General features: G+C 71.7%; 13 protein-coding genes. 8 read left to right on the forward strand and 5 right to left on the reverse strand.

Annotated elements, in window-relative coordinates:
- Nucleotides 1-42: 42 nt before the first annotated feature.
- Complete coding sequence (locus tag ACIO52_RS24080) at nt 43-393, reverse strand: hypothetical protein (protein WP_218721917.1); 351 nt, start codon at nt 391-393, stop codon at nt 43-45.
- A gap of 217 nt (nt 394-610) precedes the next feature.
- Between ACIO52_RS24080 and ACIO52_RS24085 the strand changes: the two genes are divergently transcribed.
- From ACIO52_RS24085 to ACIO52_RS24095, 3 genes are all read left to right on the forward strand, one after another.
- Nucleotides 611-1,795 carry an ATP-binding protein gene (locus ACIO52_RS24085; protein WP_342801861.1) on the forward strand — a complete coding sequence of 395 codons (1,185 nt, stop codon included), beginning with the start codon at nt 611-613 and terminating at the stop codon, nt 1,793-1,795.
- A 28-nt stretch (nt 1,796-1,823) separates the two neighbouring features.
- Nucleotides 1,824-2,171 (forward strand): hypothetical protein, encoded by a 348-nt coding sequence (locus ACIO52_RS24090; protein ID WP_308248693.1) that lies wholly within the window; start codon nt 1,824-1,826, stop codon nt 2,169-2,171.
- 66 nt (nt 2,172-2,237) lie between these two features.
- Nucleotides 2,238-2,759 (forward strand): GNAT family N-acetyltransferase, encoded by a 522-nt coding sequence (locus tag ACIO52_RS24095; RefSeq protein WP_218721914.1) that lies wholly within the window; start codon nt 2,238-2,240, stop codon nt 2,757-2,759.
- Here the strand turns inward: ACIO52_RS24095 and ACIO52_RS24100 are convergent.
- Nucleotides 2,752-3,402 carry an amino acid-binding protein gene (locus ACIO52_RS24100; protein WP_218721913.1) on the reverse strand — a complete coding sequence of 217 codons (651 nt, stop codon included), beginning with the start codon at nt 3,400-3,402 and terminating at the stop codon, nt 2,752-2,754. The two genes, ACIO52_RS24095 and ACIO52_RS24100, sit on opposite strands and share 8 nt — an antisense overlap.
- Nucleotides 3,403-3,617: 215 nt before the next feature.
- Here ACIO52_RS24100 and gatC point away from each other — a divergent pair, with 215 nt between their 5' ends.
- Together gatC and gatA are read left to right on the forward strand one after the other, a co-directional pair.
- Nucleotides 3,618-3,914 carry an Asp-tRNA(Asn)/Glu-tRNA(Gln) amidotransferase subunit GatC gene (gatC, locus tag ACIO52_RS24105; protein ID WP_067493225.1) on the forward strand — a complete coding sequence of 99 codons (297 nt, stop codon included), beginning with the start codon at nt 3,618-3,620 and terminating at the stop codon, nt 3,912-3,914.
- Nucleotides 3,911-5,398 (forward strand): Asp-tRNA(Asn)/Glu-tRNA(Gln) amidotransferase subunit GatA, encoded by a 1,488-nt coding sequence (gene gatA, locus ACIO52_RS24110; RefSeq protein WP_218721912.1) that lies wholly within the window; start codon nt 3,911-3,913, stop codon nt 5,396-5,398. The genes gatC and gatA overlap by 4 nt, the downstream gene beginning before the upstream one ends.
- Nucleotides 5,399-5,452: 54 nt before the next feature.
- Here gatA and ACIO52_RS24115 read toward each other — a convergent pair whose 3' ends face one another.
- Entirely contained in the window at nt 5,453-5,887 is a 435-nt protein-coding gene (locus tag ACIO52_RS24115; RefSeq protein ID WP_218721911.1) for an SRPBCC domain-containing protein, read from the reverse strand.
- A gap of 40 nt (nt 5,888-5,927) precedes the next feature.
- Nucleotides 5,928-6,695, reverse strand: a complete 768-nt coding sequence (locus ACIO52_RS24120; RefSeq protein ID WP_218721910.1) for a hypothetical protein — start codon at nt 6,693-6,695, stop codon at nt 5,928-5,930.
- Nucleotides 6,696-6,860: 165 nt separating this feature from the next.
- Here ACIO52_RS24120 and ACIO52_RS24125 point away from each other — a divergent pair, with 165 nt between their 5' ends.
- On the forward strand, nt 6,861-8,024 hold the full coding sequence (locus ACIO52_RS24125; protein ID WP_316575653.1) for a histidine kinase: 1,164 nt from the start codon (nt 6,861-6,863) through the stop codon (nt 8,022-8,024).
- Between the two features lie 39 nt (nt 8,025-8,063).
- Entirely contained in the window at nt 8,064-8,729 is a 666-nt protein-coding gene (locus ACIO52_RS24130; protein ID WP_218721908.1) for a response regulator transcription factor, read from the forward strand.
- 10 nt (nt 8,730-8,739) lie between these two features.
- On the opposite strand, the gene ACIO52_RS24135 is transcribed toward ACIO52_RS24130, so the two are convergent.
- Nucleotides 8,740-9,636, reverse strand: a complete 897-nt coding sequence (locus tag ACIO52_RS24135; protein ID WP_218721906.1) for a hypothetical protein — start codon at nt 9,634-9,636, stop codon at nt 8,740-8,742.
- Between the two features lie 196 nt (nt 9,637-9,832).
- On the opposite strand from ACIO52_RS24135, the gene ACIO52_RS24140 reads away from it, so the two are divergent.
- Nucleotides 9,833-13,225 (forward strand): protein kinase, encoded by a 3,393-nt coding sequence (locus tag ACIO52_RS24140; RefSeq protein WP_402646955.1) that lies wholly within the window; start codon nt 9,833-9,835, stop codon nt 13,223-13,225.
- Nucleotides 13,226-13,430: the final 205 nt, after the last annotated feature.

Raw genomic sequence — 13,430 nt, forward strand, 5'->3', positions numbered from 1 at the left:
CGGGGTCCGCCGCGGTACGGCGGATCACCGCGGTGTCCGCGCTCAGTGCGGCGTGACGGTGACGGTGTTGCCGATCTGGGTCTTCATGTCGAAGCTCGAGCACTGCCCGTTGCTGATCTCGACATGGCGCGTCGGCCGCTTCTTGATGTTGGTCTGGATGTCGACGGCCACGTGCGTCCCCGACATCGAGCACACCTTCGACACCGGGCCGTCGGTGTAGGACACCGACCCGGCGCCCTGACAGGAATTCGTCTCGTTCCCGAGGAACACGCGCGCGGTCCCGTTCGGGCACGGATCGGCCACCGCGCTCGGCGCGCTCAGCACCACCGGCACCACGGCGCCCGCGGTCACCGCGGCGACGACAACTCCGCGAACCATCATCCGAACAGCCATCCCGCGCACCCATCCTCGTCCGACTCAGCCCCGCGGACCGGGCGGCCGCGGTGCCCAGCATGCTAATGCGTCCAGGCGGGACACGCCCGGCCACGGCCGATCCCCCCACGGACCCGACACCGCCGTCGTCGACGCCTACCGCGTGCATGGGTCCGCCGTCGCCTAGTCTTGCGAAGGATCTCGGAGAGGCGGACGACCCTTGCTGCGTAGTTTTCAGGTGACCAATCACCGATCGCTGGCCGAGGCGCAGCAGTTGCGGTCGAGCAAAGGCGGCGGCAGTCCGGTCGCGGTGCCGGTGACCGCGGTGTACGGAGTGGCGGCGTCGGGAAAGACGAGCCTGGTCGACGCGCTCGCACAGATGCGGGACGCGGTGTTGCATTCGGTGAGCGGGTGGGACCCCTACGCGGGGCCGGTGCGCAGGCCGCATCTCGGATTCGCGGACCGGCCCACCGAATTCGTGGCGGGGTTCGTGGCCGAGGGGGTGCCCTATACCTACGGGTTCCGGCTCGACAACGCCGATGTGATCGCGGAGTGGCTGTACACGCATCCGCGCTCGCGCAAGCGGATCGTGTTCGAGCGCAACGGTGACCAGGTCAAGATCGGCCCGATGTTCGAGGCGGCCCGCTACGGCGTGGCGGCGCTGGTGCCGCTGGTGCGGCCGAACGCGTTGCTGCTGAGCCTGGCGGGGCAGATGTACGCCGAGGCGCTGGTGCCTGCCTATCGCTGGTTCGCGGCGAACCTGCGGGTGCAGCAGGGCGAGGCGGGCGTCGAGGAGCTCGCGCACGATCTGGGCAGCCACATCTCGCGCTCGCCCGACAACGCGGCGCGGCTGCTGATGCTGTTGCGGACGGCGGATCTGGGCATCGAGGATCTGCTCGTCGCCGAACACGATCCGATGTACGCGGACTATCTGCGCGACCTCGACGCCGAGATCGGCGCGCTGGCAGCCCGACTCGACCACGGCGGCGCCGAGCCGATCCTGCTGGAACGGGAACTGAGCACCCTGCGCGCCGCCCGCGACGCGCTGTACCGGCGGATGGTGGACCGGCGCGGGGCCGGGTTGAGCCTGGTGCACGAGGGCATCGACGTGCCGTTCGAGCTCGCCGACGAATCCACCGCCACCCGATCGCTGCTGCGGGTGCTGCCCGCCATGCTCGAGGCGCTCGACACCGGCCAGGTGCTCGCGGTCGACGATCTCGGCGCGGGCCTGCCGGTGGAGGAGACCGACCGGCTCGTGCAGCTGTTCCAGAACCCGGAGACCAACGCGCGTGGCGCGCAACTGATCTACACCACCGCCCAGCGCGCGCTGATCGACCGGGGCAACGGCCGCTCGCAGCGCACCAGGGCCGCGGTCTGGCAGCTGCGCCGGGAACAGGGCCTCAGCGAGCTCACGCCGCTGTGACATTCCCGCGGGGCCTACCATGGGCGGCATGCTCGAAGTGGTGATGGCCGCGGCCATGGTGACGATGCTGGTCGTGACGATCGGCGCCGTGGCCGCCCACCGGATCGGCCGCGGCGGGGGCGCGAACCAGGAACAGGGCTCGCTCTACATCACCGGAGTCAGCCCGCTGCCCGCGATGACCGGCGAGCACTACGTGACCATCACCGGCACCCTCATCGGCCCGTCGGTGCCCGGCGTGGTGGTGTATCGGCGCTTCGCCTGGGACGCCGCGCAGTGGCCGTCGATCGGCGACCAGCTGCTGGTCGTCTACTCGCCGCGCAACCCCGACAACTGGGTGGCCCAGCATCCCGGTCTGCGGTCCTACCTGGGGTCCTGAGCTCACCATCCCGGTGAGACATGGGTGAGTTTCAGATCACAGCGGGCCGGGTGGGATCATGCCCGGATGCAGGGTAACGACCATCAGACCCCCGGGAGCGGCCTCCGGATCCGGACCGCCCGCCCCGAGGAATTCGCCGCTATCTCCGCGCTGACCGTGCAGGTGTATGTGGGCGACGGCTACGTCGACGAGGACGACGGCTACGTCCGGGAGCTGGGCGACGTCGCGCACCGGGCCGCCGAGGCCGAGGTGCTGGTCGCCGTGTACGACGGCAAGGTCGCCGGGTCGCTCACCGTCGCGAAGCCGGGCACGCCGTACGCGGAGATCGCGTTACCGGGCGAACTGGAGTTCCGGATGCTCGCGGTGGCCAAGGACGCGCGTGGCCTCGGCGTGGGCACGGCGTTGGTGCGCACCGTGATCGACCAGGCGCGTGCCGGCGGCTACGAGGCGGTGGCGCTGACCACCATGGGCACGATGGTGGACGCGCACCGGATCTACGAGCGGTTGGGGTTCGTCGGTGTGCCGGAACGCAATTGGTCGACCCACGACGGACTGCAGCTGTATGTGATGCGGCTCGCGCTCAGCTGAGCACGGTCGCGACGATGCCGGCCAGATAGCCCAGCCGCGCCACTTCCGACGGGCGGAAGTCCGGGCCGCCCGGACGACCGAGCAGCAGCGACTTGCCGGTGTTGCCCAGCGGGGCGGCGGCCAGCTTGGTGTCCATGTCGCGCCAGATCTGCGGTACCCAGTCGGCTTCGCCGTCGAGCCACGACGGCTTCTCCAGTGGCATCCACGGTGCCGAACCCGCTTGCGTCTCAGGGGCACTCGGGCTGCCGACCACGCGGTAGGCGCCGCCGGGGCTCATGCCGATGATCGTGGACCAGCCCACCCGCAGGACCCGCGGCACGCCGTCGACGAGCACCTGCAGGCGATCGTCGCGCGCGCTGGCGACCTGATCGATCAGCTCGAGCTCGCGATGGGTGTCCAGGACGCCGGAGTAGGGGCGGATCGAGTCGACGCTCACGTCGTGCACGGACTCTGCGGCGGTGATGAGGGTGTCGGGCAGCGCGCCGGTGGGCACCTCGACCACCAGATCGTCGATGGCGAAACCGGCGCCACGCTCCACGACGTCGAGCGAGAGGATGTCCGCGCCGACCCCGCCGAGGGCGAGTGCCAGGGAGCCGAGGCTTCCCGGTCGATCCGGAAGTTGCACGCGGAGCAGGTATGACACGTGCGTTCCTTTCCTAGGCGGCCGGGGCTGTTCGACACGAATACCCGGTGACGCAATACTTACACCCCCGAGCGCGGGCTATCGAGTCGAAGTATGCGCCCCTGGGCGCGACATGCGCGAACTTTCGCGCGAGGCGGGTGCGTCCGGCCCCGTCACCCGCCCTCGATAGGCTGTGGGCAACTAGTTCCCATACCTAAGCCGAAAGGGGTCCCGCGGTGCCCGCAATCTCCCGTGACGAGGTCGCTCACCTCGCCCGGCTGTCCCGGCTGGCGTTGACCGACGCCGAACTCGACCAGTTCGCCGGTCAGCTGGATTCGATCCTCAGCCACGTGCGGACCATCTCCGAGGTCGCCGCCGACGTCCCCGCCACCGCGTCGCCGAACCCGACGACCAATGTGACCAGGCCCGATGTGGTCGTGCCCGGTCTGACTCCCGAGCAGGCGCTGGACCAGGCGCCCGCCGTGGAAGAACAGCGTTTCCTGGTCCCGCAGATCCTGGGAGAGGGCGAATGAGCGAGTTGACCCAGCTGTCGGCCGCCGAGCTGGCGGCCAAGATCCACGGCGGCGAGGTGTCCTCCACCGAGGTCACCCGCGCGCACCTGGATCGGATCGCCGCGGTCGACGGTGAGCTCAACGCGTTCCTGCACGTCGCGGGGGACGAGGCGCTGGCCGCGGCCGCCGTGGTCGACGCCGCGCTGGCCGCCGGCGAGACGCCCGCCTCGCCGCTGGCGGGAGTTCCGTTGGCGCTCAAGGACGTTTTCACCACCACGGACATGCCGACCACCTGCGCCTCGAAGGTGCTGGAGGGGTGGATGTCGCCCTACGACGCGACGGTCACCTCGCGGCTGCGCGCCGCGGGCATCCCGATCCTGGGCAAGACCAACATGGACGAGTTCGCGATGGGCTCCTCCACCGAGAACTCGGCCTACGGCCCGACCCGCAACCCGTGGGACACCACCCGCATCCCGGGTGGTTCCGGCGGAGGTTCGGCGGCGGCGCTGGCCTCGTTCCAGGCGCCGCTGGCGATCGGCACCGACACCGGCGGCTCCATCCGTCAGCCCGCCGCGGTCACCGCGACGGTCGGCGTGAAGCCCACCTACGGCACCGTCTCGCGCTACGGCCTGGTCGCCTGCGCGTCGTCGCTGGACCAGGGCGGTCCGTGCGGTCGCACGGTGCTCGACACCGCGCTGCTGCACGAGGTGATCGCTGGCTACGACCCGCGTGACTCCACCTCCCGTGACGTGCCGGTGGCCCCGGTGGTCGCCGCGGCCGAGCAGGGCGCCAACGGCGACCTGACCGGCGTGCGCGTCGGCGTGGTGCGCGAATTGCATTCCGACAGTTACCAGCCCGGCGTGCTCGCTTCCTTCGACGCCGCGGTCGCGGTGCTGAAGGAACTGGGCGCCGAGGTGATCGAGGTGTCGTGCCCGAACTTCGAATACGCGCTGTCGTCGTACTACCTGGTGATGCCGTCGGAGGTGTCATCGAACCTGGCGCGCTTCGACGCCATGCGCTACGGCCTGCGCGTCGGTGACGACGGCAGCCACAGCGCCGACCAGGTGATGTCGCTGACCCGCGAGGCCGGTTTCGGTCCCGAGGTGAAGCGCCGCATCATCATCGGCACCTACGCGCTCTCGGCCGGCTACTACGACGCCTACTACGGTCAGGCGCTCAAGGTCCGCACGATGATCGCGCGCGACTTCGACGCCGCCTACGAGCAGGTCGACGTGCTGGTCTCGCCGACCAGCCCGTTCACCCCGTGGAAGCTGGGCGAGAAGGTCGACGACCCGCTGGCCATGTACCTGTCGGACCTGTGCACGCTGCCGACCAACCTGGCCGGGCACTGCGGCATGTCGGTGCCGTCGGGCCTGTCGGCCGACGACAACCTGCCGGTGGGCCTGCAGATCATGGCCCCCGCGCTGGCCGACGATCGCCTGTACCGGGTGGGCGCGGCCTACGAGGCGGCGCGCGGCGCGCTGCCCGCGCCCGCGGGCCTCTAGCGTCGGAACCGAGCGGGGTGCGCTGGGCCGAATCGGCCTGGCGCACCCCGTTTTTCAGATTTCGGTCGCGCGCTTGCCGACGCCGGCGGTCATCGCGGCGAAACCGGCGCGCAGATGCTTGCCGAGGGCGAGTTCGACGACGGGGCTGAGCCAGCCGGCCAGGGTGAACCGCGACTCGTAGCGGGTGCGGTTGGGGCCGAGCGCGACCACGGTGTGCGAGCGCAGGCTGTGCAGGGCGCCCAGCGGCACCGGCTTCATCGTGTAGCTGAACTCGGTGCCCGGGGTGTGGCTGCGGATCCACTCCCGCTGTGGGCGCCGGTTGGGGCCGAGTTGCACCCGCATGTCGATGGGCGAGCCGGGTTCCAGCGTGGTCGCCGCCTCGTAGCAGAAGGTGTTCCATTCGCCGTAGCGGTCGAAATCGGTGAGCACCCGCCACACCGTCTCGGCGGGGGCGTCGATCTCGATCGTTTCGTCGATAGTGAGGGCCATGCGGAAAAACTAGGACATGTTCTAGTTTTCGGCAACCGGGTCAGACCAGCCGCCGCCTGCGCTTGCGCAGGGCGTCGATGATCACCGCCGAGGCCGCCGTCACCGCGAACAGGCCGAGCACGGTCCGGGCCAGCGGCCACAGGTTCGGGCGGTCGGCCGGGTCGGTCGTGGCGAAGACGTTCTCCACCACCGGGGCGCCGTACTCCTGCCTGCGCGAGTTCACGTCGACCGCGGTGAAGGCGATATCGGCCATCACCCCGCAGCGGGCCCGGGAGAACTCGTCGTCGCGCGACTCGCAGGCCGTGTGGATGCGCCGGTTCAGCGCCGCGTCCACCGCGCGCCGCGCCCACGGGCCCAGCGGCTCGTCGACCCGTTCGGCGTAGCGCAGCATGTCGTAGCCCAGGTCGTGGGCCTTGCAGGCGGGGCCGAACTCGGCGGGCAGCGTCACCGGGGACGAGCAGCTACCGTTCGGGTTGACCAGCAGGCCGTCCTGCTGGGCCGGGTCGTAGCCGAACTTGTAGCCGAAGTCGCGCGGGATCAGCGCGGTGGCGTCGGGGTCGTCGTCGGTGAGCGCGCGCACCACCGCGGCCGCGGCCGCGTTCTCGGTGCCGCCACCGGGCGTGGTGCCCATGGCGCCGGGCGCGGACATGACGACGGCGGCGGCCATGGCCAGGCCCGCGGTACACAGGGCGACACCGCTGCGGCGGCGATGCGCGGCTTCGGCCGGGGTACCGGTGTTCGACGAGGCGGCGGAGACGGCGGTACGGGCACGGCGAGCGGCGGGTACCTGGCGAAGCGGGGTGTTCATGGCCTCCGACGATAAGGAGCGGGTCCGGTGGCGGGCATCCCGCTGTGGACCGGTTCTCGGGGCGCGCGGGCGGGTGACCCGGCGCCGGGGTCACACCAGGGTAGGGGGTCCGAAATCGTTCGTGGGTATGAGGTCCGCTGACCGGACGGTTCGTAGGCTCGAGCCATGCCCGGACAACTGCGCCCCGTCGCGCGCCGCATCACCGCTCGCACGTGGTTCGACCTCGCGACGGTCGCGGTCGCGCTGGTCCTGTACAGCGTGGCCTGGCCCACCCTGTTCGTCACCCACGACGTGCCCGCGGGCCTGGCCCCGCTGCTGGCGGCGATGGCGGTGTTCCCGATCCTGTTCGTGCGGGTCAACCCGGCCCTGGGCTGGGCGATCTCGGCGGGCGCGGCGCTGCTGTTCTCGATCGCCATGACGCCGCTGCCCGACAACGACCTGCCGTTCCAGGTCGTGCACGTCATCGTGCTGTTCGTGCTGCTGTTCGCGGTGGCGCTGCGGGCGGCGGTACCGATCATCGTGGTGGCCTGGGCGGCCCAGTCGATGCTGTTCGCCACCACCATGCCCGGATCCGCCGACGGGCCGCTGTGGGGCTGGGTGGTCGGCTTCGGCGCGCTCGCGCTGTTCGGGTACCTGCTGCGCACCGTGGTCGCCTCGCGCCGCAAGCTGGAGCGCCAGGAAGAGGTCACCGAGCTCGAACGCGCGCGCAGGGCGATCCTCGAGGAGAAGGCGCGCATCGCCCGTGACCTGCACGACGTGGTCGCCCATCACATGTCCATGGTGGTGGTGCAGGCGCAGACCGCGCCCTACCGGATCGACGATCTCGACGCGGCCGCGCGCGCGGAATTCGAGTCCATCGGCGCCACCGCGCGCACCGCGCTCAACGAGATCCGCGGGCTGCTCGGGGTGCTGCGCAGCGACGGTCAGCTGCCCGAGCACGCGCCGCAGCCGCGTGCGGCCGACGTGCCCGAGCTGTGCGCCTCGGCCCAGCGGGCGGGTCTGCCGGTCGAGTGGAGTGTGCGCGGTGAGCTGGCGGCGGTGCCGGAGACGACCGGGCTGACCGTCTACCGGGTGGTGCAGGAGTCGATGGCGAACTCGGCCAGGCACGCGCCGGGCGCGCCGGTGCACGTCGCCGTCGCGGTCGATCCCGGGATGGTGATGGTGACCGTGCGCAACGCGGCCGCGGCGGCCGTCGGCGGGCCCGGCGCGGGCGGCGGACACGGGATCGACGGCATGCGGACCAGGGTCGAGGCGGTCGGCGGCGAGCTGGCGGCCGGACCCACTCCGGACGGCGGGTTCGAGGTCTCGGCGAAACTGCCCACACCGTAGGCCCCTTCGCCTCGTCCGCGCGCCCATTAGGGTGGTCGAGTGGCTATTACCGTTTTGATCGCCGACGACCAGGCGATGGTGCGGCAGGGTTTCGGCGCGCTGCTGGCCGCCCAGCCCGACATCAGCGTCATCGGTGACGCGCCGGATGGCCGGGTCGCGGTGGCCGAGGCCAAGCGGTTGCGCCCCGACGTGGTGCTCATGGATGTGCGCATGCCGGAGATGAACGGTCTCGACGCCGCCCGGGCCATCCTCGCCGCCGGCTTCGATCCGCCGGTGCGGGTGCTGATGCTGACCACCTTCGACATCGACGACTACGTCTACGAGGCGCTGAGCTTGGGCGCGAGCGGGTTCCTGCTCAAGGACGCGCCCGCCGAGGAACTGGTGCGCGCGGTCCGCGTCGTCGCCGACGGTGAGGCGCTGCTCGCGCCGACCATCACCCGTCGCCTGATCGCCGATGTCACCCGCAGGCGCAACACCGTGCGCACGCCCGCCGCCCCCGCGCTCACCTCGCTGACCCCGCGCGAACGCGAAGTGCTCGAGCTGGTGGCCAAGGGCCTGTCCAACACCGAGATCGCCGAGGCGCTGTTCGTCGCCGAGCAGACCGTGAAAACCCATGTCTCCAAGGTCTTCTCGAAGCTCGGCCTGCGCGACCGGGCGCAGGCGGTGGTGCTGGCCTATGAATCCGGCCTGGTCGTCCCCGGCTGAGCCGGTGCGCTCAGCGCGGGCAGACGCCGCCGCGCAGCTCCGGCAGGTGCCGCGACAGCAGCAGCGCCATCCGGTCCAGCAGCGCGGTGGTGTCGTCGAAGGTGCCCGAATCCGCTTGCGCGGCAAGAGCGACCGCCAGCAGGCCGCTGCCGACCGGCACCAGCCCGAACTGGCGCACCGTGTAGACGCCGGTGTCGTCGTCGGGGCCCCAGCCACCCTTGAACTCGGTGCCGTCGAGCTGACCCAGCCCCCAGCCCTGCTCGGGGGTGATCTCGCCCATCAGCTGCCGGACCAGCTCGGTGTGCGGCAGGCAGGGCAGGCGCGAGGCGAAGCGGACCTGATTGGCCAGCGACCATTCGGTGCCGCCGAAGGACGTGTAGTCGAGTTCGGTGCGCAGATTCTCCTTGCCGGTGGAGATGTCGCCCGCCTCGTCGAGGACCTCCTGCACGGCCTCGGCGGCTTCCTCGCCGTCGCCCAGGGATTGCCACAGGCCCTCGGCGGCGTCGTTGTCCGACACCGTGATCGCGGCCTGCACCATCTCGAAGATGGACTGGTCCTGATCGTGGCGCAGCGCGGCCACCGCCAACGGGACCTTGATCGTCGACCAGGCGATGCCGGTGGTCCAGTCGCCGTAGATCGTCATCCGGCCGCCGCCGACCGGCATCAGCGCCATGCCGACCTGGCCCGGCAGTTGCGCCTGCAGCTGGGTGAACTCCGCGGCCAGCGAATCGGGCAGCATGATGGACAGGCCGGGGTGCCAGGCGTCTTCGCTGTTCACCGTGACCGTGGGCGCGCTCACGGCGGTCGGGGTACCCGGCAGGGCACACGAGGCGGACAGCGCGGCCGATGCCAGCACCACACACTGCAGCAGCCTGCGACAGGCAGCCGCCTTTCCGGTCGACTTCACCACCGAATCCTCCCCACCACCCACTGCGCGTCGGCGCCCTGCTCCGGCGGTGCAAACTACTCGTCGAGCGCGCCCGGACAATACCGGACGACCGTTAGCAAGTTTCACCGATTTTCGGCGAGAATTCGAATGAACGTGGTCACACCGCTGCGCGGGTGCCATGCTGGTCCGCCACAGGCGCCGGAAGGGGGTCGCAGTGCTCGACATCGGTGAGGTGTTCGCCGGGTTCACCATCGAGCGGATGCTCGGCCAGGGCGGCATGGGCACGGTGTATCTGGCGCGGCATCCGCGGCTGGACCGGTTGACCGCGCTCAAGCTGCTCAACCGCGATCTGTTCGCCGACGAACGGGTGCGCGCCCGCTTCGAACGGGAAGCGGATCTGGCGGCCGGGCTCGATCATCCCGGCATCGTCACCGTCTTCGACCGCGGCACCGAGGGCGAGCAGCTGTGGATCAGCATGCAGTATGTCGACGGGATCGACGCGGCGACCGTCGATCCCATGACACTGCCGCCGGAACGGGCCGTGCAGATCGTCGAAGGGGTTGCCGACGCACTGGATTACGCGCACAGCAGGGGAGTGCTGCACCGGGACGTGAAGCCGGCTAACATCCTGTTGGCCCGCTCCGGCGGCGGTCAGGGCGAGCGGATGTTCCTGACCGACTTCGGTATCGCCCGCCTGCGCGCCGATTCCACCCACCTGACCCAGCAGGGCATGTTCACCGCGACCCTGGCCTACGCCTCGCCCGAACAGATGACCGGCGCCGAACTCGACCACCGCTCCGACCAGTACTCCCTGGCCTGCGCCCTCTACTGGCTGTTCACCGGCATCGCCCCGTTCGACTCGCCGGACCCGAACGAGATCATCCGCGGCACCCTCTACCTCAACCCGCCGCCCCTGGCCCTGCGCCGCCAGGGCCTGCCACCCGCCCTGGACGCCGTCCTCGCCGCCGCCATGGCCAAACACCCCGCGGCCCGCTTCGATTCGTGCGCCGCCTTCGCCAAGGCCGCCCGCCAGGCCCTGACCTCCAACACCCCGCCCGCCCTGCCCCGGCCCCCGGCCAACACGCCCGCCTTCTACCCACCCGCCCCCGTGGGCCCCTACCCCCCGCACGCCCCCGGCTACGGCCCCAACCCGGCCCAGCCGATCCCTCCCGCGCCCCAGTCCCCGTGGCGCCCACCCCACCAGGCCCCGGTCCCCGCCGCACCCCGGGCCCCCGGTCCACCGCCCGCCGGATACGCCGCCCCGGCCGCTCAGCCGCCGGTGGCGCAGCAGGGTGCCCAGCCGCCTGCTGTCGAGCCGCCCGTGGCGTACCCGGTGCCCAGCGGTCAGCCGGCACCGCAACCGCCGGTGGCGCAGCAGTCGCCGGCGCGACAGCAGAGTGCGCAGCCGCCTGGCGCGCCACCGTCGCCTGTGGCACCGCAGGTACCGGTGGTGCGGCAGGGTGCGCGGTCGCCTGCGGCCGAGCCGCCCGTGGCGTACCCGGCGCCTGGGGTTCAGCCGGCCCCGCAACCGCCTGTGGCGCCACAGCCGTCCGCTGCTGAGCCGCCTGTGGCCTACCCCGTGCCGGAGGTTCGGCAGGCCGCACATGAGCCAGTGGGGCAGCCCGGTTCTGCCGTTGGGTCCGACTTCCCGGCGGTCGATCCGCAGGCGGTGAGGTCCCCGGGCTCGCCCGCTCCGATCGCGAATCCCGTTGCCGAACGGCCACACTCGTCCCAGCCGCCGACGGGGGCGATTCCTGCGGTGCCGCAGGCACCCGCGATCCCGCCGACCGACGTACCGGCGCCCGGCCCGCGCCCGCAGGGGGGCTCGACCGGCGCGCAGTCGCCTGTGGCGGCAGGGTCGTCAGGTGGTGTGGGATCCGAGGGTGCTCGGATAACGCCCGGCGCAGAGAGCGATCTTCGGCCGCGGGAGGAGGGCCCGGACGGGTCGTCGGTTTCCGCTGTGCCCGGCGGCATCGCTGGTCCGGCAGCAGGGCTGTGGGCGGGCGATTCGGTGGCAGGCTCGGTAACCGGTGGTGGTGCGCCTTCGGCCGACGTAAAAGGCGGCAAGGCTGAGGGTTCCGGGTCCCGCGGGAGTGGTTCGGATGCCGATTCGGTGGTCACCGACGTGGTGCCGATGCCGGATACGGATCAGCTGGATGCCGCCAACGCGAGTGCGCTGACCGAGGTGACGCCGATTGCGCGACCAGCGGAGGAGGCTGGCCGCAGTGCGGAATCGTCCGGTGCTCCAGCCGATTCCGGTCACCCTGCAAGGGGTGTCGGTTCAGGCGTGGCGGCCGCTGAACCGGTTCAGGGTGCGCAGGGGCCGCCGCACGCCGCGGCCGCTGTCCCGGCGGAGCCCGACGGTGACCGAGGTGCGGCATACGGATCGAACCCCGGGCGCGACGATTCGCCGCAGCGAGGCGTCGCGCCGAGTGATGCGACGGCAGCGGCCGGGGGGCCCTCGGCGGCCGAAGGCGTTGCGTCGGGTGGCGCACCGTCGGCGGAGGCGGGACGCTCGGTGTCCGTTGCTGACGGGTTCGGAACCACGGCTGGACCCGAACCAGGGCAACAGGATTCGCGCCGCCCAGGCGCGCCGTCGGACGAGAGCGCATCGCGGGCTCCGGCAGCCCACCCGGTCCCGGCCGCCGACGAACGGAACGCGGCTGTGGGGGCGGCCCTCGTGCAGGGAGGGCCGTCCCAGCACGGCCTGGCCACGGGTGGCGAGCCGGGATCGGTGATCGGCCCGCACGCGGGACAGGCCGGAGCGCAGGGCGGTGGTGTGCCGCAGGACTCGCCTCCGCCGGGGAGCTCGCCGCAGGCCGGGGGTGCGCTGGCGGGAACACCGCAAGGTGGGGTGCCGGGTGGGCCGGCGATGGGGGCGCCGGGAATGGGCGGGCCGTGGGTGGGTCCGCGGCGGCCGGTGCCGCGGCGGATGTCGCGGGTGCACCGGTTGGGGTGGTTGTTGCTGGCGGCGTTGGTGTTCGCGCTGGTCGGGTTGTTGGTGGCGCTGGTTGTGGTGGTGTTGCCCGACGGGGACGAGGCGGCGGACGCGGCCGGGGGGACGGCGAAGGGTCCGTCGAGTTCGGTCGCGGCGGTGGGGGATTCGTTCGCGGCGAGCCGCCGGGTGTTTCCGACACTGGTGCCGCAGGGGTCGGTGGCGGAGGGGCCGGGGTATCGGGGTGCGCGGTGTGTCGCGGTGCGCGCGGTGAGTGAGCTGGAATGGAAAGAACCCGCGCTGCAATGGAATCCGATCAGCGCGGGCTGGCAGTGCGAGCGGACCGACAACAATGCCGGGTCGGTGAGTTACCTGGTGCTGGAGTATCCGACGGCGGCCCAGGCGCGGTCGGTCGTGGAGGCGATGCCCGCCGCGGTGCGGTATCCGGGCACCAAAAACGGGGTGCCGTTCTCGTTGCGCCGGTGGGTGGTGCCCGACCAGGCCGGCGTCCGTACCCAGACCGCCCATCAGGTCATGAGTTTCCCCGACGACTCCACCCGCGCGAACTACCTGATCGCGGTGAGCCGCCGGGGCAGCAGCGGCGTGGCGGGCGCCCCACGCCCCACCGCCCAGGACGAGGTGATCGCCTGGTGGGAGGAAGTGCCACTGTGACGCCGAGTGCCGGCGGGAAAGCCGCACGGCCACAGCGTCACTCGATGTGCCGCGCGGCGGAAGCGTGGTGGCACGAGTGCAGCCGGAATGCTGACCGGCGGGTGGTCACGGCCGACGGATATCCGTAGCTGACCCGCCCGAACCGGGCACGCATCGCCGTCCAGGGACGACCCTGCGTCGGGGGGGGGGGGGGGGGGGGGGCCGC

The sequence above is a fragment of the Nocardia sp. NPDC087230 genome, assembly GCF_044744725.1.
Taxonomy (GTDB): domain Bacteria; phylum Actinomycetota; class Actinomycetes; order Mycobacteriales; family Mycobacteriaceae; genus Nocardia; species Nocardia canadensis.

Coding starts and splice junctions, on each gene's coding strand:
- ACIO52_RS24080 (WP_218721917.1), bottom strand. CDS start 393: ATGGCTGTTCGGATGATGGTTCGCGGAGTTGTCGTCGCCGCGGTGACC.
- ACIO52_RS24090 (WP_308248693.1), top strand. CDS start 1,824: ATGCTCGAAGTGGTGATGGCCGCGGCCATGGTGACGATGCTGGTCGTG.
- ACIO52_RS24095 (WP_218721914.1), top strand. CDS start 2,238: ATGCAGGGTAACGACCATCAGACCCCCGGGAGCGGCCTCCGGATCCGG.
- gatA (WP_218721912.1), top strand. CDS start 3,911: ATGAGCGAGTTGACCCAGCTGTCGGCCGCCGAGCTGGCGGCCAAGATC.
- ACIO52_RS24115 (WP_218721911.1), bottom strand. CDS start 5,887: ATGGCCCTCACTATCGACGAAACGATCGAGATCGACGCCCCCGCCGAG.
- ACIO52_RS24120 (WP_218721910.1), bottom strand. CDS start 6,695: ATGAACACCCCGCTTCGCCAGGTACCCGCCGCTCGCCGTGCCCGTACC.
- ACIO52_RS24125 (WP_316575653.1), top strand. CDS start 6,861: ATGCCCGGACAACTGCGCCCCGTCGCGCGCCGCATCACCGCTCGCACG.